This is a genomic window from Weissella confusa (assembly GCF_004766315.1).
In the GTDB taxonomy this organism is placed as follows: domain Bacteria; phylum Bacillota; class Bacilli; order Lactobacillales; family Lactobacillaceae; genus Weissella; species Weissella confusa_A.
The window spans coordinates 13,656-39,205 of record NZ_PVSN01000058.1 but is presented as its reverse complement, the minus strand read 5'-3'; the positions used below and the strand labels follow the sequence as shown (position 1 = coordinate 39,205).

The window sequence follows — 25,550 nt, the reverse complement described above, 5'->3', positions numbered from 1 at the left end:
TTGGATACTGTATTACAACAACACACGAATTCAAGCAAAATTAAACGGCCACTCACCGGTAGAATACCGACAAATGGCCGCTTAATCAGCTAAAATATTTTACTTTAACTTTTTGGGTACACCGCATGACTGAATAACGGTGTTTTTTATTGTACTACTCTTAAATATGGAGCCGAGGGGAGTTGAACCCCTGTCCTACCATCTCGTTACTAACACGTCTACGTTCATAGCTGAATAATTTAAATCTCATCTAGTGCACGCCATTCCGCGCGGCGATCAACTAGACCAGCCTGATTATCCTCTTCCAACAGCCCTCAGGTGGCGAACGGTTGGCGCAGATTACTTAGTTTTAAAACCTAGCGCAACCCGTAATCAAAGCTGTGCATAGGCAACGCAGGCTGTTTTTTAGGCAGCTACTGCGTAAGTGTTTTGTGAATTGTTTGCAGTTAATTCTTCTGAGTGGATTATAGGGCCACAACCCCTAAACGCAGTGCTAGCACGAATAATGCCAGTCGATTCCGTAACGACCCCGAAAGTTTTACTAACAGTGTTTAGTATAGCAATAACCCCAGATATTAACAATCTATCAGTGATTTAACGCTAATTCCCGAACAAGGACACAAAACTTTAACAATTATCAACTTGATTTACGAATAAGTTCGGTTATAATTATTTATTGGGTAAGGAAACTACCGGTAAACAAACCAAATTCCGAACATTGCTTTATCGAGGGGATAATAAAATGGACTTTTCAACTGTATTTGATTACGAGGATATTCAGCTCATTCCAAACAAGTGCATCATCGAAAGCCGCTCAGAGGCGGATACTTCGGTTGAACTTGGTGGGCGTCGGTTTAAGATTCCGGTAGTGCCTGCAGACATGGCCACAGTTATCAATGATGACTTGGCCATGAAGTTGGCCAAGGAAGGCTACTTCTATGTCATGCACCGTTTTGCACCGGAGACGCGTTTAGACTTTGTCCGTCGTTTCCAAGAAGCTGGCGCATTTGCATCAATTTCAGTTGGTATTAAGCAAGAAGAGTACGACTTCATTGATCAATTGAAGACGGCAGGTTTGACGCCTGAATACATCACAATTGATATTGCGCACGGCCACTCGGATGCTGTGATTAAGATGATCCAATACATTAAGTTGAACTTGCCAGCTGCCTTTGTGATTGCTGGTAACGTTGCGACACCGGAAGCTGTGCGTGACTTGGAAAACGCCGGCGCCGATGCGACTAAGTTGGGCGTTGGGCCAGGTAAGGCCTGCATCACAAAGTTGAAGACTGGTTTTGGTACTGGGGGATGGCAACTGGCGGCATTGCGTTTGTGCGCGAAGGCTGCTAAGAAGCCGATTATCGCTGACGGTGGTATCCGTTACAACGGTGATATTGCCAAGTCAATTCGCTTTGGGGCGACGATGGTGATGGTTGGATCTTTGTTCGCCGGTCACGCGGAAACGCCAGGCGAAATTATTGAGATGGACGGAGCCAAGTACAAGACGTACTTCGGTTCAGCATCTCAATTCCAAAAGGGTGAGTACAAGAACGTTGAAGGGAAGAAGCTATTGGTACCATACCGTGGCTACATCGACGATACGTTGAATGAAATGGAACAAGATTTGCAATCAGCGATTTCTTACGCCGGGGGCCGTGAGTTGATGGACTTGCGTTACGTTGACTACGTAATTGTTAAGAACTCAATTGTTAACGGCGATTCATATTAATATTTGTCTAGAGAGCCGGCATAATGCCGGCTTTTTTGATATACTTGTTTTTTGTAATTGAGAGATAATGATAGATATTTTTAGGAGATTAACGTGAAATTATTTGAGCATTGGCTACACTATAGCTTTGACTGGAAATCACTGGGATTAGCCTTGTTGATTGTCGTGATTTCAATTGTTTTGGTTAACGGTATTGTGCGTGGGATTTTCCACCAAATTGAGAAGCGCATTCCTGACCGTTTTGCCGGCTGGACCGATGTCTTGATGGCATTTGAGAACCCAGCTCGTGTGATTGTTTTGTTTACAGGGTTGCTTATTGCCTTGCACACAGCCCACGCCCCGCATTTGGTAACGCATTTCGCACTCGCGATTTACCGATCAGTTCTGATGTTCAGTATCGGATATGGTTTGTATAAGTTGATGGGGTCATTGACGGTGTTGTTGGGTCACTTGGGCTCACGCATCAACTTTGAATTGGATTCAATTGTGATGCCATTTTTGACGCGTAGTTTGCAATTCGTTGTGATGGCGTTGACGGTGACGATGATTTTGTCTGACTGGGGCATCAATGTGAACGGTGTGTTCGCCGGACTGGGATTGGCTGGATTGGCCATTTCGATGGCGGCCCAAGACCCAATTAAGAACTTGCTTGGCGGTATCATCATTATCACCGAGAAGCCTTTCCAAATTGGTGATTGGATTAAGTCACCATCTGTTGAAGGAATCGCGGAAGATATCACGTTCCGTTCAACGTTGGTTCGTACGTTTGATGGGGCGTTGGTGATCGTGCCAAACGCAACGCTATCAAATGAGCCAATTACAAATTGGTCGCGCATGGATACACGTAAGTTGGCGTTGACGTTCTATTTGGACATTGCGACAAAGACGAAGGATATGATGGCAGCAATGACGGATGTTGAAGCCATGTTGGCCGAAGATGATCGTTTTGAAAAGGGTAGTGAAAAGGCTTATATCAATCAAGTCACGACGCGTGGTCACGAATTTATGGCCACGGCCCAATTTAAGATGGTTGACGGTGCAGACTGGGCGGGTACGCGCACTGACATCAACATGAAGATTATTCGCATCTTAGCAGAACATGATATTCAACTATCAGCCGGCGTGGATACGCCAACTACTAATTAATCAGAAAGAGAGAAATTGTAATGGGGTCAGTGATTTTAGCAATCTTTGTCGGTTTGGCAGCGTTGGGTAATTACATGCTGTTTTCCGTTTTGCCACAAGGGTTTGTGCAATGGCTAAGTGTCATTGGTCAAGACGTATTGTCACTCTTTGCCGTGATTGTATTCTTTACGTATCAAGGTCGCAAAGAAACGTCAGGTTATGAAGGGTACCGTGTTTGGACGGTCGCTCGTGTCATTACTTGGTTGGCGCTATTGGGATCGGTGGCAACGTTTGTGGTGATGTTGTTGGCTGTGATGGGAATTCTTAAGGGAAGTATCTAGTCAACTGTTAAAACTTGCTTTGTTGTAAATTTGTAAAAAACTTAAAATCTGATTGATATTGTATTGAACTGTGAATGACGTATAGTAAGTACTATGAGTAAACAGGGATTAAAGATGAATCAGGTTGCGGTTGCGCTTTTGGTTGCAACTTTAAGCTCGTTGGGTGGCGTGACGGTCACGGCATCTGACACAAAAGCAAACGCTGTCTCATCAGCAGCAGTAAATAAGGCGGTAGCTGCTTCGGTCGGGGGAAAGACAATGAAGATCAAGCAGATTAACTACGTGCCTGGAACCGCGGCACCAAGCCAACAGACGACTAAGACATACAAGCAGGTTATTCAGCCAAATCTTGATGCGCCGGCTGAAGCTTGGATGTGCTTGGCATATGTTGCGGGTGCTTTTGGGGGTGCATCAGGTTATGCAACGGCTGCAATGACCGCTGACGATGCGCCAGTTATGTACAACAATCAAGATTTCCCAGAAAACGTCTACGTACCAGTTTTCTTCCGCTTTGTGGATCAAACGCACGGTAGCGTGGGTCACGTTGTCATTTGGGATGGCTACAAGAAAGAATTTCTTTCAACTGGATCAAGCAATGGACACATTACGTTCCATTCAGTTGATGAAGTTTTGGCATGGCTACGTGGTAGTGGCGATGTTGAATACATTGGTTGGTCAACTGAAATGCCAATTGATCACCAATGGCGTCCAGTTGTGGATTAATAGAAAAATGACAAAGGCCAAGTACGTTTGCGTGCTTGGCCTTTTGTTGGTATTTAGGGGGTAAAAGCGGTACTATGGTGTCGTTTAAGAGATGTTTTTATCAGATTGGGGGACGATAAAATGACAGAATACGATTATGACGTTGTGTATTTGGGGACTGGTCACGGGACATTTGATGGTGTGATACCGCTAGCCAAGCGTGGCAAGCGTATTGCAGTTATCGAGGATGATATTATCGGTGGCACGTGTTCAAACTATGGCTGTAATCCGAAAATTACATTAGACGCACCAGTCGCGATGCTACGTTCATTGGAGAATATGCGGGATGTCTTGCCGGTGAAAGACGCGCACATTGATTGGGCGGCCAACCAAAAGCACAAGCAAGCGGTGATTGGTGGGATTCCTGATTTGAAGGTGAGTCGCATGGAGGCAGTCGGCATCGAAATTATCAACGGGTACGGTATCTTGCAGGATCGCCACACGGTTCGCGTGGGTGATCGCCAGCTATCAACTGACAAAATTGTCGTAGCAACTGGTTTGCGGTCGCATCATTTGCCAATCGAGGGGACGGAACTATTCCATGTATCGAAAGACTTTTTGGCGTTAGAAGAAATGCCAGCTTCAGTTATCGTGATTGGGGCGGGTTATATCGGCATGGAATTTGCGACACAAGCAAATGCGGCTGGCGCGAAGGTAACGGTGATTATGCACGGTGACAAAGCGTTGAAAGGCTTTAAGCAATCCTACGTCGAACAAATCATTGCGGATTTAACCAAGCGCGGGGTGACTTTCTTGCGCAATGTGAGCTTGAAAAAGGCTGAGAAGATTGGTAATCAAGTTGTCGTCACTGACGGTGCTGATGTGAAGGTTGCGGCTGATTGGGTGTTGGACGCGACGGGGCGTATTCCGAACGTAGAAGGATTTGGTCTCGACGAGGTCGGTGTCGCTTACAACAAAAATGGTATTGTGGTGAACGACCATTTGCAAACGACTGTGGATAATATTTATGCGGCGGGGGATGTGATTGATAAAACGCAGCCTAAGCTAACGCCGACAGCGATTTTTGAGTCGAAGTATTTGATGCATTTGTTTGCGGGTGATACGACGAAACCAATTGATTATCCGGTTATTCCGTCAGTAGTCTTCACGTCACCACGAATTGCGAAAGTCGGTTTGCAAGCGGATCAAATGACGGATCCAGATAAGTATCAGATTGAAACGCATGATGTCTTAAAGAACTGGTACCGTAATGTCATGAATGAGCAATTTGGTGAGAACGAGCTGATTTTTGATGACCAACATCATTTGGTTGGGGCAACGGAAATGAGTGACTACGCTGAGCAAGTTATCGGCACGCTGTTGCCGGCGGTTGAGCTCGGTTTGGATGCCGAACAAGTTGAACGAATGATTCACATTTTCCCATCATTGGAGTCGATCACTTGGGAGCAAATCTGAAAAAAGACCGGTTGACATGACCTATATGACCCCGTATAGTAGACAAAGTTGAAAATTTTGAATAGTTCTTTTAACTGTCAGCCGAGAGCTGGCCAAAGAGCGCGTCACTAAGGATAACTGTAGACTTTAACGGGCCGCTCTGTACATTTTTTGTTACGGAGCGGCCTTTTCGTTTAATAAAACGGTTAACCAAGGTGCAAGGAGGGGAATATGGAAAAGCAGTTCGGTCGTGTTGAAGTGATTTCAGCCGACAAGCGTACAATGTCAAATTGGGATATGTTTGCCACATGGGTGGGAGCAAATGCCAATAACGGAACGTGGTACATCGGTGGTGTGATTGCCGCCGCAGGTATGTACACAGCTTCAACGACATTGATTATTTCTGGTTTGATCTCATATGCCTTGTTGGCATTGGCATCATTCATGGGTTACAAGACGGGATTGCCAATGATGGCATTAACGCGTGCGTCATTTGGTTTGCGTGGTTCATTTATTCCATCAATCATTAACATTGTGCAATTTATTGGTTGGGCCGCCGCAAACACATTTATCGCCGCAATTTCGATTTCGGTTATCTTCAAGGACTTGTTCGGTTGGCAAGCCTACACAGCCGGTGGTAAGGCTGGTTTGGTCATCGGAATCATCATCATGTCATTGTTGCACTTGGCATCAATCTCATTGGGTGAGCGTTCAGTTCGTATGATTGAGCGTATCGGAATCGTGTTGGTTTTCATCTTCGTGCTTTGGGAATCAATCGTGGTGTTCCAACACGTTTCATTGGCTGACATCTTCGCTTGGAACCCACCAGCAAAGGTACGTATCTCATCAGGTGCGGCCATTGATATCTTGGCTGCCTTCAACTTGGCCTGGGTAACGGCTTCATCAGACTTCTCACGTTTCACGAAGCGTAAGTCAGGTGCAACTGGTTGGTCATTCTTGGGTGCGAACATCGGATTGTTATGGTTCGCCTTCATCGGTTTGACGGCCACGATTGCTACGGCCTTGATGAACAACGCGTTTGATCCAAACGATTCAGACCCATCAACGATTGCATCAAAGTTGGGCTTGGGAATCATCGCTTTGTTGGTTATCGTGATTACATCAACGACGGCCAACGCGGTTAACTTGATGGCCGCCGGATCTGCTTTGACCAACATGTGGCACAAGGTAAAGCTAACGCCAGCCTTGTGGATCGTAACGATTGCCGCAACGCTTGTGTCATTCATTCCATTGTGGTTCGCCACATTCTTGGATGCCTTCATCTTGTTCTTGGATTACATCGGTATGTTCTTGGGACCAGAAATCGCCGTCTTCTTGGTTGATTTCTTCTTCATCCGTAAGGGACAATATGCGCTTGACCAATTCACGAAGGTGGATGGTAAGTACTGGTACAACGGTGGTTTGAACTGGATTGCAATCGCCTCTTGGGCAGTTGGAATTGCATTGTACTTCGGTTTGAAGTCAGTGAACATCATTAGCCAAACGATTGGTGTAACTTTCGTGGCGATGGCATTGACGGGATTGATTTACTACGTTGCAACGAAGCTAATTAAGAAGTAAAACAGTAAGCACTGGAACTCACGGTTTGTTGAGTTCTGGTGCTTTTTAGTTTGTAATGAGTGTTCGTACTTACGTACGAAGCAAATGGGGCGGGTCGCTTCCTCCGACAAAGTTCAGAAATGGGCAACCGAATGGCGCGGACGCCATTCAGCGGGATAAATAATTTTCCCTAATCCTTCTAGTCCTGAGTGGGCTTATCTGAATAGCGCCGGCCATGCGGCATGTTGCCCTTTTCTGAACGCTCCGGAAGCGACCCGCCCCATTTGCAGCAGCCAAGCAGTTCTAGTCTGTTTTGGTAAATCATCCACGGTTAATGAAATAGGTGAACAGTTTGCCTTGCTAATGAACCGTGGATGATTAACTGAATCTATATAAGAAGTTTGATTGCTGGCATGGTGGGTTTGGGGAGGTGGTGCGGAGCTCCTGCGGTATTAGCCGGTGACCAAGCAAGGACAGGGGCACCAATTATCACTTAGCAGCAGTGGATTTCGAGCCGGCAGGCGCTGAAACACGCTGAGGCTTAGTGAGAATGGGACCCCGTTGCCACCAGCTAATATTGCAGGACGGAGCACCGCCTCCCCAAACCCACCATGCCTCGGCGCGTTAGCGACGATACACAAACCTAAAATGTTAATTTAAAACTAACTTCATATCACGTATAATAGAACTCATGCAAAACAAGAGGAGGTCGGTATGGCGAATTATTTGATTATTACAGAAAAGCCATCAGCGGCGCAGAACTTCGTGAAAGCGTTGGGCGGTAAAGTTGGTAGCTTTGAAGGCAATAACTTCAACATCACAAACCTACGTGGTCACGTGATGACGCTCAAGGAGCCAGAAGAAATGGTGGCGCCGGATTTGCAGAAGGCCTACAAGTCATGGACGTTAAAGTACATGCCATGGAACTTGGCCGATTTTAAGTGGCAACGAACTTATATTCGTAGCCGTAATCTGCGCACCGGTAAGTCTGAATCCTCAAAGAAATTACTAGATGAATTAAAAGACGAAAGTAAGAAAGGTTACGATGCGTTGGTCATCGCGACCGATACGGATCCGTCTGGTGAAGGAGATTTATTGGCATGGGAAGCGATTGATGCAATTGGCTGGAAAGGCCAAGTATTGCGCGCTAATTTCATGGATGAATCACCGAAGAGTATCAAGGCGGCCATGCGTGATTTGACTGATGTCACGGACAAAAATCAACACGGTGCTTATCTGAAGGGTGAGAGCCGTAATCGTTGGGACTTTGCGTCAATGCAATTAACTCGTATTGCAACGACTTCAGCGAAGAAGGCAGGCTACAAGGTGGTGGCGCGCGAAGGTCGTTTGAAATCAGTCATTGTTTGGAAGATTTATGAACAACTCGAAGCAATTAAAAACTATGTCCGTACGCCTTACTATGAAGTGAAGTTTAAGGATCCAGCCGGTCACGTGTTTGGTCGCGTGACAAAGGATGGCGATGTGATTCCATGGCGCTTTGCGACCAAGGATGAAGGTCAGGCTGATATGGCGCAATATCACAGCAGTGCGGTTGTGAACGAAAAGCACCAGACGCGTACGCAAGCCCCAGGTCGATTGCTTGATTTGGCTGGTTTGGCAGCGGTGTTGGCACCGCGCGGTTATGCGTCAAAGGAAGTCTTGGCAACGTATCAAAAGATGTATGAGGCGCAGGTTGTGTCATACCCACGTACGGAAGACAAGACAGTGACGCCGGAACAATTTAATGAATTGTTGCCATTGGTTGATCGCATCGCGGATTTGGTTGGTGTAGATAAGAGCTTATTAACGCATCGTCAACCGCGACCAACCCACGTTAAGGCGCAAGGTGCCCACGGTGCGAACCGTCCGGGTACCAACGTGCCAGCTGATGTGCAGAGCCTAAAGAAGTATGGCGACAGTGCCATGGCGATTTACGAAGTATTGGCGAAGAACTATCTGGCGATGTTGGCGGAAGATTACGTGTATGACCACGTCACAGCTGAATTGCAGGATTACCCCAACTTCAAGACGGCGTTCAATCTACCTATTAAGTTGAATTTTAAGTTGGTCTACGATTCATATGCGGCAACCCGTGTCGATGACGATGATGAGGATGGCCAGGCAGGTGCGCTTGGACCAATGGCCGACCCATATCTGCATGAGGGTGCGAACAAGAAACCACAACACCCATCAACAAAGTGGATTATGGCTTATTTGGAAAAGCATAATGTTGGGACTGGTGCGACGCGTGTCTCGACCTTGTCTGAAATGGGCAAGGGCCAAAAGGCGATGCTACGTGAGACGAAGGGGAAGCTAACGTTGACGGAAACTGGTAACGTCTCAGCAGTGATGGTAAAGGGCACGTGGATTGCCTCGCCAAAAATTACCAAGCGTTTGTTTGAAATGATGGATGAAGTCGGTGAGTTTAAGATGACGGTGCCAAAGTTGCTTGAATCCGTGACCCAAGTGGTTGAACACGATATGCCAATCATGGTCGCAAATGCTGAAGCACTGCAGGCAACGCTGGGGGCACCCAAGCCTAAGCCGGTTCGTAAGGTGAACGAGAAAACGACTGGGACATTCAAGGGTGAAGAGATTACCTTTGCTAAGGAATGGAGTGGCCACAAATTTACCGACGAAGAGATTACTAAGCTGTTGGCAGGCGAAGAAATTAGTTTCCCAGCCAAGTCAAAGCGTGGGAAAGATTACACTGCGGTTGGTAAAATGGCCAAGCAAACCTTTAAAGGTAGCACTTTCTACGGCTTTAAATTAAATCCAAAAGATAGGAAATAAGTGGTATACTCGATTAACAGTTCACAACATTAATTTTTTCCAGGGAGAGAAAGAAATAAATGCTAATCAAGCAAGTGTTAATTGAAAATGCGGCTGAGCCAAAGGATGTTCGGATCGTTGATGGCAAGTTTGCAGAAATTGCAGATAACTTGGCACCCGAGGCAGGTGAACAAGTTATCGACGCTACTAATAAGTTGATGATTCCACCATTCGTGGATCCGCACGTTCACTTGGACTCAACGATGACGGCTGGTGATCCAGAATGGAACGAAACGGGAACGTTGTTTGACGGTATCCGTATTTGGTCAGAGCGCAAGAAGACGTTGTCACATGAAGATGTGAAGCAACGTGCCATTCAAGCGTTGAAGATTCAAGCTGCTCACGGTTTGCAGTTCGTGCGTTCACACGTGGATATTACGGACCCTGATTTGGTTGCTTTGAAGGCACTGATTGAGGTGCGTGAAGAAGTTAAGCCTTGGATGACGCTCCAATTGGTTGCCTTTCCACAAGAGGGGATCTTGTCATTCCCGGGTGGTAAGGAATTGATGATCAAGGCCGCCGAACTTGGCGTTGATGCGATTGGTGCAATTCCGCACTTTGAGTTCACGCGTGAGTACTCAGTTGAGTCATTGCACTTCGCTTTTGAAGTCGCACAAAAGTACAACTTGTTGATTGATGCCCACACGGATGAAATCGATGACCCAGCTTCACGTGGTTTGGAGACGATGGCAACGTTGGCCCTTGAAACCGGTTTGAAGGAAAAGGTTACCGCTTCACACACGACGGCGATGGGGTCATACAATGACGCCTACGTTTACAAGTTGATGCGTTTGCTTAAGATGTCAGACATTAACTTTGTGGCCAACCCATTGATTAACATGTACTTGGGTGGTCGTTTTGATACGTATCCAAAGCGCCGTGGTTTGACACGTGTGAAGGAATTGGACGCTGAAGGTATCAATGTGGCGTTCGGTGAAGATGACATCAAGGATCCATGGTACCCAATGGGAAATGGAAACATGGTTGATGCCTTGCACATGGGCTTGCACGCGACGCAAATTATGGGCTATTCAGAAATCATGAATTCATACCGTTTCATTACGAAGAACGGTGCCCGTACGATGCACGTACAAGATTCATACGGCATTGAAGTTGGCAAGCCAGCTAACTTCTTGATTTTCAACGCTACGAACTGGTTCGACGCGTTGAATGAACGTGCTGAAATGTTGTATTCAATTCACAACGGTGAGGTCGTGGTTGAGACCAAGCCAGCGGAAGCAACGATTAATTTGCCAGAATAATAGGAAAAGCGAGTGAACTTGTTTCACTCGCTTTTTTGTGCAGTTGCGTATAATTAGTAAGAATGAAAACGAAAGGGGTGTGGGTCATGGCACGTTTTCCAGAAGAACAAACGGAAATGTATTTCTGGCGACATAAGTTACCGGAACAAATTTATGAGAAAAATAGTTTTGCAAATTTGATGGCGCACACCCCGGAATCAGAGATGAAGGCGTTCGCCCACGAGATATTCAAGAAGTTGCCACCTGAGTTACAAAACCAGCAAGATTATGATCAATGGCTGTTAGTGTTACTTGAAATGTTGCAACAACCGCATGATGTGCCGGCAGTGATGCAACAATTGATTGCGGGGATGTTGGCTGATGAGACATTGACGGCGGGGCAACATGCCGTTTGGCAGAATATTGCGGATACGCCAACGCCGATTCAAATTGTGACGGGTCGCACTGGATCAGGTAAGTCATACATGATGGCACGCCTGATTCGTTTGGCGCAACAAGGGGATGTGAATACAATCTTGATTACCCCAACGCACGCTGCGGCAACGAATGCACGTGGTTTGGTCGAGCGGGCAATCGGTGATTTATTGGATGAACACGAACCGGAATATCTGTTGAAGCCGGTTGATCATGTCACGATTGCTACAGCAACCAGTTTCACATACCGTAACCACGAAGCAATGACTGAAATTGCACGCTTAGGGCATTTCTTCGATGACCCAGAACGGGCGGCTCGTTACCCAACATACGATTTGATGATTGTGGATGAGGCGTTTGCATCAAATGTCAGAGCGCTGATTGATGCCATTTTGTATGGGTTAGCGACTGGCTCGCAAATCTTGTTGGTGGGTGACCCAAATCAGTTGCCATCTGTTGAGAATGACCCAGTCCCAATGCTGAATGCCTTGGTGCTGGCAGGTCTGGCTAATCGCACACCGGTTTTGCAACAAATCAAGCGTGCGAATTCGCCGATTATTGCGACGGTCGCCAATGCCATTCTGGATGGTGATTCAAGTACGATTGTTGCACCGGACGAATTGATGCCAGCCGAGGTGTTGCCGGATGTCTTTTTGGAGCGCCCATATACTTTCGCGCCGATGAGTGAAACTGCGCTATTGCAAGTGGTTGAGACGGTTAAGCGCGCGTTGATAGCGGAACCGGATCATGAAACGATTGTCCTAGTACCCACAAATGAATTGCGCCGTTTGATTAATGCAGCGGTGCAAAATGCTTTGTTGGAGACACCCGTATTACGCACGGAAGTTGGGTTGTGGGTGCGCGATGATTTGACGTTGTACCCAGGTGACCGTGTGCAGGTGATGCAAACGGTTTATGTCACGAACCAAGCAAGCGGTGCACATGAAAAAGTACGCATGCGTGGTGGTGACCGGATTACGGTCGTTGATGTGATGCCGGATTATGAAATGGTGTTGGTTCAGACGGTTGATACTGCTGATCCAATTTTGGTGGATTTGAATGAAACCAGTCGGACCGGGTTCAATCCATTTTCGTATGGGCCTAAGTTAGTCAGCGTCCGCGAGAACTTAGACCTCGGGTATGCGACGACGATTCATAAAATCCAAGGCTTTACATTGGATAACGTGATTGTTGTCTTGCCGATGATTTCAAAATTCATTACGACGAATTTGATTTATTCAGCCGTCACGCGCGCCGCAAATCATTTAGCAATTGTGGCGTTTGCGAACGAATTACAGCAAACATTGGATAATCATGTTAGCCATGACCGGCAAGCAATGCGCCGTGTTCAAAAATTGATAGCAGAAACATCTCAGGCACAATTATCATAGTTAAATAACAACATTCATTGAAAGGGCGTGTTCATCATAGAAAACACGCTCTTTCTTCAGTTAATGCGAATTGTATATCCGGAACATCGGAGCGTACCGTATTTGCACCGCTTTTTTAAGTAAGAGTGAAGTATTCCGTATTTACGTTGTATAATATACGGTATAAAGGACTGCGGACGGCTGTGATAAAAAAATAGCTATCCGCGTGTAAGTGGTTTAAAAGATGTGAAGTTTTTTAGAATAGTCGCCAGATTTTGTAGACGTTCTGTGAAAAACACACAATAATCGCTTTTCTTTTGTTATTGTGTTAGGTGTACAAATAAAGAATTGATTTTGTAAAAACTATTAAGACGGGGAATAAGAATATGAAACTTTTGATGGTCGAGGATAACACATCCGTTTCAGAAATGATGGGCATGTTCTTTAAGAAGGAAAACTGGGACGCTCACTACGCTTACGATGGTAACGATGCAGTGACGATGTTCAACGAAGATCCAGAGTCATGGGACATGGTTATCTTGGATTTGAACTTGCCTGGTTTGGACGGTATGCAAGTTGCAGTTAAGATTCGTGAAGTATCAAAGTATGTGCCAATCATTATGTTGACGGCACGTGATTCAGAATCAGACCAAGTGCTTGGTTTGGAAATGGGAGCTGACGACTACGTAACGAAGCCATTCAGCCCAATCACTTTGATTGCACGTATCAAGGCTTTGCACCGTCGTTCAGAGACTGCAGGTCAACCAACGTCTTCAGAACCAGCTGTTCACGAAGACTTTGACGTACAAACGCGTACGTTCAAGTTGAACTCAAACACGCGTGAAGCTTACTTGAATGGTCACTTGATTCAAGATTTGACGCCAAAGGAATTCGACTTGTTGCGTGTCTTGGCTAAGAAGCAACGTCAAGTGTTCTCACGTGAGCAATTGTTGCAATTGGTATGGGACTACGAGTACTTTGGTGACGAGCGTACGGTTGATGCGCACGTTAAGAAGTTGCGTCAAAAGATCGAAAAGGTTGGTCCTCAAGTTATCCAAACCGTTTGGGGTGTTGGATACAAGTTCGACGATTCAAACGTTGCGGCTGATGAAGAGGCAGAAGCTTCTGCTAAGGCCTAAGCTAGTTTGAAGAGAATATAAGAGAGATTAACGAAAGATCACCACGTCATCCCGGCGTGGTTTTTTGGTAAAACAACATGAAAATAATGTACCAGCAAATGTTGGCCTTCTTTACGGTCATCATGGCTACTCTGGTAATTGTCGGCATTTTGTTTACGCAGTTTACGACGAAGATGATTGAGGATAATACCTATCATCAATTGAATCGTTATGCGGTTGCCGTAGCTGAAGAGGCAATGCGCTTCAAGGCTGACGACGGTTCCTTTGCTTACTTCGATACGAAGGGCTTGGAAACAGATGCGTCATTGCTAGAACAACAAAATATTAGTTTTACGCTTTACAACGATGACCGTAAGTTGGTTTATCCTGAGACGCAAGCCAAGGAAACCGCTAACGTTACCGATGCAGAGTGGGCACAATTGAAGCAACACAAAATCATTCAAAAGCATGGGGCCAAGCAAGCTAATCCAGCTGATAATTCAGCTGCGAACACGATGGACGTGATGAAACCGTTCTTCGACAATCAGAATAAACTGATTGCGGTGGTGGTTACCCGTGCGAATGTCTCGACTGTGGCAGATAATATGGACATGCTCCGAAAGAACTTGCTGATTGCCTTCTTGGTATCAGTTGTCGTCGCGGTTATGTTGAGTTTCATCTTGTCGCAATTGATTGTTAACCGTTTGCGTTTGATTCAATTGGTAACGCGTCGTGTTGCGGGTGGTGATTATACTGCTGCCGTTAACATGCATCGTCACGATGAAATCGGTGCCTTGGCTGAATACGTTAACGTCATGACCAAGTCATTGGCTGAACAAGAGCGTGAAATTGAAGAGCAAGAAGAGCGTCGTAAGGAATTCATGGCTAATGCGTCTCACGAGATGCGTACGCCGTTGACGACTATTTCAGGTATCGTCGAAGGATTGCAATACGGGGTTATTCCAGAAGATGAAAAGATGCACTCATATGACTTGATTAAGGCCGAAGCCGACCGTTTGACGCGTTTGGTTAAGGACAACTTGGACTATGAGCGTTTGCGTCAGAACAAGGTTGTCTTGAAGAAGAAGGAATTTGATTCAGTACCTGTTATTTCAAACTTGATTGACCAGTTGTCTGGTAAGTCTGATTTGGCTGGGGATGAAATCAAGTTGCACGCCAAGACGGCAGTGCCGGTATTCGCTGACCAAGACCGCTTTATTCAAATCATCTTTAATATTGTGAACAACGCCATTCAGTTTACTGAGAATGGGTTGATTACAATTGATGCTTGGCGTGAAGCTGGTGAGGCACACTTCAAGATTTCTGATACGGGTATCGGAATTACTGAAGACCAAGTCAACAAGATTTGGGAGCGTTACTACAAGGCTGATCCTTCACGTACAAAGAAGGGTGAGTCAGGTTTGGAAATGGCGATTATTCGTCAATTGATTGAAGTGCATGATGGTCAAATTTCGGTTGAATCACAACCGGGTGTCGGCACATCATTCCACGTCATCATTCCAGATGAGCAAAAGAAAACCGACTAATCTTCATAATTAAGTCTAAAAGTCTCCGGTAACGGGGACTTTTTTGTTGTACTTCAAATTCGTTGTCTTATAATTTGTTAGGTTGATAGCGAGACGGACGGGAAGTCCCGAAAAGGCTGCATCCCAGCTATAGTTTGGATGGTAGCGGTTGCATTCTTTTTGAAAACGTTTTAAAAAAGTTAGTAAAAAGTGTTGTGAAAACGTTTTCATTATGTTATTCTAAATCTCGTTGATAAATGAACTAAAAATATTTAAGATTGTGAAGGAAATTTTGCTATGTCTATTTTGATTGCACTTATTCCTGCGTTGGCCTGGGGGTCAACGGGACTTGTTACGACTAAGATGGGTGGTACTGCCGCACAAGGAACGTTGGGAATGACGTTTGGTGCCTTCGTCTTTGGAATGTTGACGTTGGAATTGTTTGTTGTCCCACAAGCTGGTATGGAATTTGCCTTTAACCCACGTATCTGGATCGTCGGATTCGTTTCAGGTTTGTTCTGGGCAGTTGGAACGGCCGGCCAATTCGTTGGTTTCAAGAAGTTGGGTGTTTCAGTTGGTAACCCACTTTCAACAGCTGGACAAATTGTTTCAAACGCTTTGATGGCTGCGGCTGTCTTGGGTGAGTGGACGACTGGTCGCATGTGGACGTTTGGTTTGTTGGCCATCGCTGCTGTTGTGATTGGTGCCATCTTCACGGCTTTGCCAGATTCAAAGGCACCAGCCGAAGTTAACCCACAACACGACTTCAAGGGTGGGTTGGTCGCCGTTTTGATTTCAACGATTGGTTACATGATGTACTTCGTGTTCCCTAACTTGTTGAACAAGATTGGTTACATCTCAAACGCAGTTCACAACCGTCACGACGGTTTGGACTACATGACGGCCATCGTTGGACCACAATCAATTGGTCAAGTATTGGGTGCCTTCATCATTGTTATCTTCTTTATGAAAGAAGGTAAGACGATGTTCCAAAAGGGAACTTGGATGAACATCGTGACTGGTTTGGTTTGGGCTTTGGGTAACGTCTTCATGTTTATCTCAACGGCTAACCCTAACATCGGTCAAGCAACGGCTTCAACTTTGTCACAAACGGGTATCATCGTTGGTACGTTCGGTGCCATCTACCTATTGGGTGAGAAGAAGTCAAAGCGTCAAATGGTCTTCGTTGTTATCGGAGCTATCTTGGTTGTCATCGGTGCAATCATGATTGCCAAGTTGAAGACTTTGTAATAAGAAATTAAGCGTAACAGAACCCGTCGGACATAGCGTTCGACGAGTTCTTTTTTCGCAATTTTGTCCGGTTTCTACCATATCTAGCAGGTATGCTTAGAGCAAACATGTATTCGGGGGAATAAAACATGGAAGCTAATGATTATTTGGCAATTGATATTGGGGGTACGCGCATCAAGTATGCCGTACTAGATCATGCAGGAAACTTGATTGAAAAAGACGATGTGGCAACACCAAATGAAAGTTTGGCTGAGTTTGTCGCCACGGTTCACGCGATTGTTGATTTGTATTGTTACCGTATTAAGGGGGTCGCGATTAGTGCGCCAGGTAAGGTGGAACATACGGATGAGACTATTTATGCAGGTGGTGCTTTGCCATTCCTAGATAAGGTGAACTTGGTTGATGAACTGAATCTTGATATGCCGGTAGCAGTTTAAAACGATGGTAAGGCGGCTGCGCTTGCTGAGCTATGGTCGGGTAACTTGAATGGTATTGATAACGGGGCAGCGGTTGTTTTGGGGACTGGTGTTGGTGGTGGTTTGATTTTGAACGGCCGTTTGCACACAGGTACGCACTTCCAAGCTGGTGAATTAAGTTTTATGCATCGTGGGGAAGCACGCTTTGACACTGATTCATATGGTGTCGTTGGATCTGCCGTGCAAATGGTTTCAACGATTGCGACAATCTATAATTTGCCAGACAAAAAGGATGGTCGTGCCGTATTCGAGTTAATCAACAAGCACGACGGCCCAGCCTGGGATGTCTTTAAGCGTTACACAGATGACATTGCGTTGATGTTGCTTAACATCCAAGCTGTCGTTGACTTGGAGCGCTTTGTAATTGGTGGTGGTATTACAGCACAACCGATTGTGGTCCAAACGATTCGTGAATCATACGAAGAATTGGTAGCGCGTCGTCCACAGGTTCGTGACGGCTTCACGACACCAGAAATTTTACCAGCACGCTTTGGTAATGATGCTAACTTGTTTGGTGCCTTGTACCATTTGTTGATGCGCATTAATCATGAGGATTAATGCCAGTTGGTATAGACCTTGAATTGAAAATAACTCGGAATGTCGGTGTTCAGTATGATAAAATATTCACGAGATAAGTTTTTGAGACTGTGAGCCGACATCATGAAAAGGACAACAGTAAAATGACGATTACAGTAAATGATTTGGGCACAATGCCTAACGGTGAAGTTGTAAAGCAAGTGGTTATTGAAAACGCTAACGGCCACAAGCTTGGTTTGGTTTCTTGGGGAGCCTCATGGCAATTCTTGCAAACGAAGGCTGGTGATGAACTAGTTTTGGCTTACAAGGATGCACAAGGTTACTGGGACCACGCTTACTTCTTGGGTAACGCAATTGGCCGTGTGGCTGGCCGTATCGATGGCGCATCATTCGAGTTGAACGGTAAGACGGTTAACTTGAAGGCTAACGAAGGTAAGAACACCTTGCACGGTGGTGAAGACAACTTTGCAACGCGTAACTGGGACTTCACGGTTGATGAGGCTGCTGGTTCAGTTACGTTTACGACAACGATGACGGAAGCTGATGACAACTTCCCAGGCACAATGCCAACGTCATTGACGTACACGTTTACGGACAACGATGAGGTACGTTTGGACTTCTCAGCTGAGTCTGACGAAGACACGTTGTACAACCCAACAAGCCACGCATACTTCAACCCAGCCGGGATTGATACAGATGCACGTGAGTTGACGTTGCAATTGAAGTCACCACGTCACCTGGAATTCCGTGAGGATCAAATTCCTACGGGTAAGTTGTTGGAGACGGCTGGTACGCCATTCGACTTCCAAACACCAGCCAAGATTGGTGACAAGATTGCTGAGATGAACGGTGCATACGATGCTAAGTTTGACGATGCCTTTGAGTTGGTTTACCCAGCTGGTACGCCATCAGCAATTGTGACGGACGAGAAGTCAGGACGTTCAATCGAAATGACGACTGACCGTAATGCGGTTATCTTCTTCATCACGAACCCAGCCGTGGCTGACCACGAGGGTGATTTGGAATGGTTCGAAGCTAACCCATACAATGCGGTTGCTTTGGAAGCTCAAACGTTGTCAGACGCTATTCACCACCCAGAGTTTGGTGACATTGTCTTGCCAGCTGGCGAGAAGCGTTCATACACAACGACATACGCATTTAAGAATTTGTAATCCAAATAACGGGCATTCGTTTGACGGGTGCCCGTTATTTTTTTACGTCTAACGATTATTTGGGGAATCGTTCAAAAACAAACAGGCAACATTGCCGAAACCGCTTTCAAGATTTTTTCGGAAGTGGTATAATTGGTCTATACCAAAAGTTATTAATAGGGAATGAGGTAATTTAAAATGACGACATTGAAGTTTGATACATCAAAGCTAGCCCAATTCGTTGGGGAACAAGAGTTGGCCATGATGCAACCGATGGTTACGGTTGCGGATGAAATGCTACGCAAGGGAACTGGGGCTGGATCAGCCTACACTGACTGGCTTCACTTACCAACTGAATACGACAAGGACGAATTTGCGCGTATTCAAGCAGCAGCAAAGAAAATCCAATCAGACTCAAAGGTTTTGGTTGTTATTGGAATCGGGGGTTCATACTTGGGTGCCCGTGCGGCAATTGATTTCTTGAACGAATACTTCAACAACTATTTGCCAGACGAGCAACGTGACTTCCCACAAGTTTTGTTTGCCGGAAACTCAATTGCACCAGCTTACTTGAACAGCTTGATTAAGGTTATCGGTGACCGTGACTTCTCAGTTAACGTGATTTCAAAGTCAGGTACGACGACGGAGCCAGCGATTGCCTTCCGTGTGTTCAAGCAAATGTTGGAAGAGAAGTATGGCGTTGAAGGTGCTCGCGAACGCATCTACGCAACGACTGACGCAAAGCGTGGTGCTTTGAAGACGTTGGCTGACACAGAAGGATACGAAGAGTTCGTTGTGCCAGATGGTGTTGGTGGACGATTCTCAGTTTTGACGGCTGTTGGTTTGTTGCCAATTGCAACTGCTGGTGGTGACATCGAGCAATTGATGGCTGGAGCGGCTGCAGGTGAGGCTGAATACGCTGATGCCGATTTGGCAAAGAACCCAGCTTACCAATACGCGGCGTACCGTAACATCTTGTACCGTAAGGGTTATACGACAGAATTGTTGATTAACTACGATCCAACGTTGGTACAATTTGGTGAATGGTGGAAGCAATTGCAAGGTGAGTCAGAAGGTAAGGATGGCAAGGGAATCTTCCCAGCCACTGGAAATTTCTCAACGGACTTGCACAGTTTCGGACAATACATCCAAGACGGTCGTCGCAATTTGTTTGAGACGTTGTTCCGCGTGACTGAGCCAGTAACGGACGTTGTGATTCCAGAAATGGACGCTGACGACGGTTTGGGTTACTTGCAAGGTGAGAAGATGAGCTACGTTAACCGTACGGCTTCAGAAGGAACGTTGTTGGCCCACGTTGACGGTGGTGTGCCTAACATGATCGTTGAGTTGGACAAGCAAAACGAATTTGCTTTGGGACAAGCCATCTACTTCTTTGAGGTAGCTGTTGCGATTGCTGGTTACTTGAACGGTATCAACCCATTCGACCAACCGGGTGTTGAAGCATACAAGCGCAACATGTTTGGTTTGTTGGGCAAGCCAGGATACGAAGAGTTGACGGTTGAATTGAAGGCTCGTTTGTAAGATATAGAAGGTTATAACGAAGAACTGCTTTGGCGGTTCTTCGTTTTTTATTTTGGGCGGACACACACAACTAACTAACTTTTTTCCGAACAAAAAAGCACGCAATACTAGTTTTTAGACAAAAACTCTGCTAATATAATTCAGAAAGACATAAATCTAGGAGAATTCAATCATGGCAACTATTGGTATGAATGACTTGAAGACTGGTTTGACGATCGAGTACAACCAATCAATCTGGCGTGTGTTGGAGTTCCAACACGTTAAGCCTGGTAAGGGAGCAGCCTTTGTGCGTTCAAAGTTGAAGAATTTGCGTACGGGTGCTGTTAACGAAATCACTTTCCGTCCTGGTGACAAGTTTGAAACTGCAAACATCGAGACGACTGAAATGCAATACTTGTATGCTGAAGGTGACCAACACGTCTTCATGGATAACGAAACTTACGAACAAGTTTCAATTCCTGATGACAAGATCCAAGACGCTTTGAAGTTCTTGTTGGAAAACATGAACGTTAAGATCACTACTTACGAGGGTGAAATCTTGGACGTTGAATTGCCAAAGACTGTTGAGTTGACTGTTAAGGAAACGCAACCAGGTATCAAGGGTGCTACTGCTAACGGTGGTGGTAAGCCTGCAACGATGGAAACTGGATTGGTTATCACTGTTCCTGACTTCATCAACGAAGGTGACAAGTTGGTTGTTAACACTGACAACGGTGGATCATACATGTCACGTGCCTAGTTTTTACAAGTAAAATCAGGTATAATAAATATACTGTTGAAAGCGCCGACCGGCAGCCGGCCGGCGCTTTCATTTTGAAGGAGGAAAGTTCCATGGCAGAAGAAACCATTGTATTGACGCACCCAAGCGATATTTCAGGCGAGACGCGTGTTAACGTTCGCGTTCTTGAAATCATTGCTGGGCTTGCAGCACAAGAAGTTGAGGGTGTTGCTCGCTTGCGTGGTTCATTCTCAGAGCGTGCTCAAGAAGCATTCGGTCGCCGTGTTCACGGCAAGGGTGTTGAATTGAAGCAAGGCGAAGATGGATTGGAAGTAGACGTTTACGTTTACTTGAACTACGGTGTTAGCGTACCTAAGGTTGCCCACGCAATCCAAGAACGTGTTACGACACAAGTTGCTGCAATGACTGAATTGCAAGTGACGAAGGTAAACGTGCACATCCAAGGTGTTGTTTCAACGAAGCCAACGTTGACTGTTGATCCAAACAACTTGTTTGGTGATGACAACGAGACGGAAGGAACTGAAGCATAATGGCAACATTGAACCGACACCAATTGCGACAAGCCACATTTCAATCTGTATTCGGATTGGCAATGAATCCTGATGCGGAAGTCGAGGCAGTTGTCCAACAAGTACTTGATGGTGATCCAGAAATTACTTGGGAAGATGAATTGCCAACGGATTTGTTGGATATGGTTAATGGCATCATTGACCACCAAGATGAGTTCGATTTGACGATTTCAGAACACTTGGCTGATGGTTGGACGCTTGATCGTCTAAACTTGGCCGACATCGTATTGATGCGTTTGGCATTGTATGAAGTAAAGTACACTGAAACGCCAGCCAAGATTGCCGTTAACGAAGCCCTACAATTGGCTCACGACTTTACGGATGATTCATCACGAAGGTTTATTAACGGAATTTTGAACAAAGCCTTGACTCTTGGAGAATAAGGCTATATACTGTTTAACTGTTAGAGAAATAAAGTAACAGCGACCCCGTTGTTCACCTTGATGAGTTTACCTCATCGGGTAAATCACTCATTATTGATTGATGATGAATGGCGGGTTATCGTGTGTCGCGATAATCCGCTTTTACTTTATTTCAAGTTTTTTCGGAGGTAAGGACCATAGCAAACGCGCGCCAACCACAACAACAACAAGATTTAATTAATGATCGCATTCGAGCTCGTGAAGTTCGCTTGATCACCGACGACGGTGACCAAGGAATTATGCCTAAGGCGGAAGCGCAAGCAATCGCCGACGAGCAAGAGTTGGATTTGGTATTGGTTCAAGCTAATGCCAAGCCACCAGTTGCTAAGATTATGGATTACGGAAAGTTCCGTTTCGATAGTCAAAAGAAGCAACGCGAACAACGTAAGAACCAAAAAATCGTCAGCATCAAGGAAGTTCGCTTGAGCCCAACGATTGATGACAACGACTTTAACACCAAGAAGAAGAACGCTGTTAAGTTCTTGGAGAAGGGTAACAAGGTCAAGGTTTCAATCCGTTTCCGCGGTCGTGCTATCACGCACAAGGAAATCGGGCGTGAAGTGATGGACCGATTTGCAACTGATCTAGAGGAGATTGCAAAAGTTGAATCTAGAGCAAAGATGGAAGGGCGCAGCATGTTTATGGTGCTTGCACCCAAGGAAACTAAGTAATTAAACCAAGTTTGGAGGACATATCAATGCCTAAGTTTAAGACACACCGCGCTTCAGCAAAGCGTTTCAAGAAGACTGCTAACGGTGGTTTGAAGTCAGGTAACGCCTTTACGTCACACCGTTTCCACGGTAAGACTAAGAAGCAACGCCGTCAACTACGTGGAACTTCAATGATGAACAACACGACGTTGAAGACTTACGTTCACATGTTGAGCCGTTAATTTGAAGTTTTAACTTTAAATTATTTATCGGTTCTGAATTAGAAATTTATAGAAATTACTGGAGGAAATACCCATGCGAGTTAAGGGTGGTACTGTTACGCGCGCACGTCGCAAGAAGATGATCAAGTTGGCCAAGGGTTACCGTGGTCAACGTCACATCAACTACAAGGTTGCTAAGCAACAAGTTTGGAAGTCATGGTTCTATGCATTCCGTGACCGTAAGCAAACGAAGCGCAACTTCCGTAAGTTGTGGATTGCACGTATTAACGCTGCAGCACGTATGAACGGTTTGTCATACTCACGTTTCATGAACGGTTTGTCATTGATGGGTTCAACTTTGAACCGTAAGATGTTGGCAGACTTGGCTGTTTCTGACTTCGAAGCTTTCTCAGCTTTGGCAGACGCAGCTAAGAAGGCTTTGGCAGACAACGGTCAAGTTGTTCGCGAATCTTCAGCAGCTACTTCAGAAAAGGGTGTTAAGATTAACGCCGCTGCTCCTAAGGCTGCTAAGAAGGTTGTTTCATCAGAAAAGCCTTCAGACAAGAACACTGTTGCTGAAATCAAGGCTTACTTGTCAGCTAACGGTATCGACTTCCCAGCTTCTGCAAAGAAGGCTGAGTTGTTGGCATTGGTTTAATGCTTAGTAAAACGCACTTTGAACTTTAGGGTTCAAGGTGCGTTTTTTCGTTTACATGGATCAATCAAGATTTGGACATGTGAATGTGATACGATAATGGCGATTAAGTATAAGGGGGAATACTTTATGGGACAACCAGTTATTCTTGAAGCGGCTTATTTTGACGCCGTTTATGAGCTCTATCGTTATGCATTTCATAAGGAGCCACGTGGGGGACGTGATGCCTTAGCTGAATTCTTTAAGCAAACAACCGTTTACGGTGAATTTGATGACAATAATCAACTAACCAGTCAAGTGACACGGATTCCGTTTAACGTGCGAATGGGTCATCAACTAGTTGCCGGTAATGGCATTGGTAACGTCGCAAGTTATCCAGAGTATCGTGGCAATGGGGCTGCCTCACGCTTAATGATGCAATCATTGCAAGATGCTTATGATGCAGGCGAAGTGGTCAGTTACTTGGCGCCTTTTTCATACGGCTTTTATGGTCGCTTTGGTTACGCACAAGTATTTGATCATGCAGATATTGAATGGCAAGCCACTGATTTTCCACAAGGTAAGCGTACATCGGGAACTGTTGAACGTTTGCCGTTCGACCGCGCGATTGAGCCGATGAAGCTTGTGTACCGCGAGGCCGACGCTTTCGAACACGGGGCGGTTGCGCGTGAAGATTGGTGGTGGCGTTACTATTTCAACATGAAAACGCCTCAGACAAAGTTCGCTATATATCGAGACGCAGAAGGCGTTGCCCAGGGCTATGTAATGTACGAATTCCACGAGATGACGTTTGTGATTCGCGAATGGGTTAATCTAACGGCAGAAGCGTTGCAAGGATTGACCCGCTTCATTGGTAGCCATGCGGGCTCGTCCGATAGGTTTATGTACGAAGCACCTACGGCAGACATAACGGCCGTACCAGTTGTTCAAATGATGACAGAGCCGAAATATGAAGCGGTTATTAAGCCATATATGCAAGCTCGCATCGTGAATTTGCCAGCGTTATTTAAAGTTTTGCAATTAGATGTGCCGGAGACGGTGGCGTTCGACGTCCAAGATGAGACCGCACCATGGAATGGTGGACGCTTTGAGTTACGTGGGGGCAACTTAGAACGGATTGTCCAAACTGAATCCCCACAATTATCAGGCAGCATTCAGGCGTTTACACAATGGTTGATGGGCTACAAACGATTGTCTAGTCTGCTATTAACGGGTGACTTACAAACTGGTACGCCTGAAGATTTTGAACCTTTAGATGCCCTATTAGCGCGCCAACAACCCGTATTGGCTGATTACTTCTAACGCTAGAAATCCAATCGTTAATGCTGGTAGGAAGGGCAAAGGAGTCTTCGGTTGCCAGAGGCTGATCGGCAAATGGCACCCACAACTAATTGTTAGCCATAGTGGGAGCTGATCAGCCGGCAGGTAGAGTGCGCCAACAAAAATAACATCTAAATCACCATTACCAAGAAATTTTTCGTGGTAATGGTGATTTATTATTAGGGCGCAAATATAGACTAAGAATGCAGCTAGTGGATGTGAGTCGTGATGTGTAACACCTAAAACAAATGCGGGTAATAATAATCTAGAGTCAATCAAACAGCGCTTCAAATCTTGAACAGTTAGTGAACAAAGTGCGATAATAAAGGGCAGGTCAAATACAGACATGCAAAAACCTCCGTTGTTTTATAGTAAGAAAGAGCTTGAAAACAGCGGATTTTCCAAAAATGACACGCCCGGAATTGTTTGCAAATTGAATGCCCGTATATAGGCATTTTTAATTGGTAAAAAGGGTTGCATAATCGAGAATGCAGTGTTATATTATTACTTGTGCTTTTAGTGAGCAGGGTGTTTGCGTGTTACGCGACGTGCTGAACTCGTGAACGAGAAGTACCATTCAGCT

General features: G+C 45.6%; 23 protein-coding genes, 1 other RNA gene and 2 pseudogenes. 24 read left to right on the top strand and 2 right to left on the bottom strand.

The annotated features are described in order from the left end of the window. The first annotated feature begins 4 nt into the window (after positions 1-4). On the top strand, positions 5-85 hold the full coding sequence (locus tag C6P11_RS11490) for an IS3 family transposase (RefSeq protein ID WP_372583909.1): 81 nt from the start codon (positions 5-7) through the stop codon (positions 83-85). A gap of 79 nt (positions 86-164) precedes the next feature. Here C6P11_RS11490 and ssrA read toward each other — a convergent pair. Continuing rightward, positions 165-531: a transfer-messenger RNA gene (ssrA, locus tag C6P11_RS08520) on the bottom strand. Between the two features lie 211 nt (positions 532-742). On the opposite strand from ssrA, the gene C6P11_RS08515 reads away from it, so the two are divergent. The 23 genes and pseudogenes from C6P11_RS08515 (at position 743) to C6P11_RS08410 (ending at position 24,949) form a co-directional block, all read left to right on the top strand. Beyond that, the gene (locus C6P11_RS08515) at positions 743-1,729 is read left to right on the top strand and encodes a GMP reductase (RefSeq protein ID WP_135520325.1); all 987 of its coding nucleotides are present in this window, start codon (positions 743-745) and stop codon (positions 1,727-1,729) included. A gap of 93 nt (positions 1,730-1,822) precedes the next feature. Further along, positions 1,823-2,875 (top strand): mechanosensitive ion channel family protein, encoded by a 1,053-nt coding sequence (locus C6P11_RS08510; protein WP_135520323.1) that lies wholly within the window; start codon positions 1,823-1,825, stop codon positions 2,873-2,875. A 20-nt stretch (positions 2,876-2,895) separates the two neighbouring features. Next, positions 2,896-3,195 (top strand): hypothetical protein, encoded by a 300-nt coding sequence (locus tag C6P11_RS08505; protein ID WP_135520321.1) that lies wholly within the window; start codon positions 2,896-2,898, stop codon positions 3,193-3,195. Between the two features lie 114 nt (positions 3,196-3,309). Further along, a complete protein-coding gene (locus C6P11_RS08500; protein ID WP_135520319.1) occupies positions 3,310-3,918 on the top strand; it encodes a hypothetical protein in 609 nt (202 codons plus the stop codon). Positions 3,919-4,038: 120 nt separating this feature from the next. Continuing rightward, positions 4,039-5,373 carry a dihydrolipoyl dehydrogenase family protein gene (locus C6P11_RS08495; protein ID WP_135520317.1) on the top strand — a complete coding sequence of 445 codons (1,335 nt, stop codon included), beginning with the start codon at positions 4,039-4,041 and terminating at the stop codon, positions 5,371-5,373. Positions 5,374-5,583: 210 nt separating this feature from the next. After that, positions 5,584-6,933 carry a cytosine permease gene (locus C6P11_RS08490; protein ID WP_135520315.1) on the top strand — a complete coding sequence of 450 codons (1,350 nt, stop codon included), beginning with the start codon at positions 5,584-5,586 and terminating at the stop codon, positions 6,931-6,933. A 693-nt stretch (positions 6,934-7,626) separates the two neighbouring features. Then, positions 7,627-9,705: a DNA topoisomerase gene (locus C6P11_RS08485; protein ID WP_135520313.1), complete on the top strand. Its 2,079-nt coding sequence runs from the start codon at positions 7,627-7,629 to the stop codon at positions 9,703-9,705. A gap of 59 nt (positions 9,706-9,764) precedes the next feature. Then, positions 9,765-11,006 carry a cytosine deaminase gene (codA, locus tag C6P11_RS08480; RefSeq protein WP_135520311.1) on the top strand — a complete coding sequence of 414 codons (1,242 nt, stop codon included), beginning with the start codon at positions 9,765-9,767 and terminating at the stop codon, positions 11,004-11,006. Positions 11,007-11,092: 86 nt separating this feature from the next. After that, the gene (locus C6P11_RS08475) at positions 11,093-12,811 is read left to right on the top strand and encodes an ATP-dependent DNA helicase (protein WP_135520309.1); all 1,719 of its coding nucleotides are present in this window, start codon (positions 11,093-11,095) and stop codon (positions 12,809-12,811) included. A 365-nt stretch (positions 12,812-13,176) separates the two neighbouring features. After that, entirely contained in the window at positions 13,177-13,929 is a 753-nt protein-coding gene (locus C6P11_RS08470; RefSeq protein WP_135520307.1) for a response regulator transcription factor, read from the top strand. Positions 13,930-14,006: 77 nt separating this feature from the next. Continuing rightward, positions 14,007-15,455, top strand: a complete 1,449-nt coding sequence (locus C6P11_RS08465; protein ID WP_167849553.1) for a sensor histidine kinase — start codon at positions 14,007-14,009, stop codon at positions 15,453-15,455. Positions 15,456-15,731: 276 nt separating this feature from the next. Further along, the gene (locus C6P11_RS08460) at positions 15,732-16,685 is read left to right on the top strand and encodes a GRP family sugar transporter (RefSeq protein ID WP_135520305.1); all 954 of its coding nucleotides are present in this window, start codon (positions 15,732-15,734) and stop codon (positions 16,683-16,685) included. Positions 16,686-16,813: 128 nt separating this feature from the next. Next, positions 16,814-17,719 (top strand): annotated as a pseudogene (locus C6P11_RS08455) (ROK family protein). Positions 17,720-17,841: 122 nt separating this feature from the next. Beyond that, a complete protein-coding gene (locus C6P11_RS08450) occupies positions 17,842-18,870 on the top strand; it encodes an aldose epimerase family protein (protein ID WP_135520303.1) in 1,029 nt (342 codons plus the stop codon). A 177-nt stretch (positions 18,871-19,047) separates the two neighbouring features. Then, on the top strand, positions 19,048-20,391 hold the full coding sequence (locus C6P11_RS08445) for a glucose-6-phosphate isomerase (RefSeq protein ID WP_135520301.1): 1,344 nt from the start codon (positions 19,048-19,050) through the stop codon (positions 20,389-20,391). 172 nt (positions 20,392-20,563) lie between these two features. Next, entirely contained in the window at positions 20,564-21,130 is a 567-nt protein-coding gene (gene efp / locus C6P11_RS08440) for an elongation factor P (protein ID WP_135520299.1), read from the top strand. A gap of 92 nt (positions 21,131-21,222) precedes the next feature. Further along, positions 21,223-21,660 carry an Asp23/Gls24 family envelope stress response protein gene (locus C6P11_RS08435; RefSeq protein WP_135520297.1) on the top strand — a complete coding sequence of 146 codons (438 nt, stop codon included), beginning with the start codon at positions 21,223-21,225 and terminating at the stop codon, positions 21,658-21,660. Further along, positions 21,660-22,082 carry a transcription antitermination factor NusB gene (gene nusB, locus C6P11_RS08430; RefSeq protein WP_135520295.1) on the top strand — a complete coding sequence of 141 codons (423 nt, stop codon included), beginning with the start codon at positions 21,660-21,662 and terminating at the stop codon, positions 22,080-22,082. The genes C6P11_RS08435 and nusB overlap by 1 nt, the downstream gene beginning before the upstream one ends. 176 nt (positions 22,083-22,258) lie before the next feature. Beyond that, positions 22,259-22,792 carry a translation initiation factor IF-3 gene (gene infC / locus C6P11_RS08425; RefSeq protein ID WP_050809214.1) on the top strand — a complete coding sequence of 178 codons (534 nt, stop codon included), beginning with the start codon at positions 22,259-22,261 and terminating at the stop codon, positions 22,790-22,792. Positions 22,793-22,818: 26 nt separating this feature from the next. Beyond that, positions 22,819-23,013 (top strand): 50S ribosomal protein L35, encoded by a 195-nt coding sequence (gene rpmI / locus C6P11_RS08420; RefSeq protein WP_003608101.1) that lies wholly within the window; start codon positions 22,819-22,821, stop codon positions 23,011-23,013. Between the two features lie 73 nt (positions 23,014-23,086). Beyond that, a pseudogene (gene rplT / locus C6P11_RS08415) lies at positions 23,087-23,500 on the top strand (50S ribosomal protein L20); the annotation flags it as partial. After that, on the top strand, positions 23,495-23,650 hold the full coding sequence (locus tag C6P11_RS11425; RefSeq protein WP_223824476.1) for a HeH/LEM domain-containing protein: 156 nt from the start codon (positions 23,495-23,497) through the stop codon (positions 23,648-23,650). The pseudogene rplT and the gene C6P11_RS11425, both read left to right, overlap by 6 nt. 126 nt (positions 23,651-23,776) lie before the next feature. After that, complete coding sequence (locus tag C6P11_RS08410; protein ID WP_135520291.1) at positions 23,777-24,949, top strand: GNAT family N-acetyltransferase; 1,173 nt, start codon at positions 23,777-23,779, stop codon at positions 24,947-24,949. Here C6P11_RS08410 and C6P11_RS08405 read toward each other — a convergent pair. Next, on the bottom strand, positions 24,911-25,315 hold the full coding sequence (locus tag C6P11_RS08405) for a prepilin peptidase (RefSeq protein ID WP_135520289.1): 405 nt from the start codon (positions 25,313-25,315) through the stop codon (positions 24,911-24,913). The two genes, C6P11_RS08410 and C6P11_RS08405, sit on opposite strands and share 39 nt — an antisense overlap. Between the last annotated feature and the right edge of the window lie 235 nt (positions 25,316-25,550).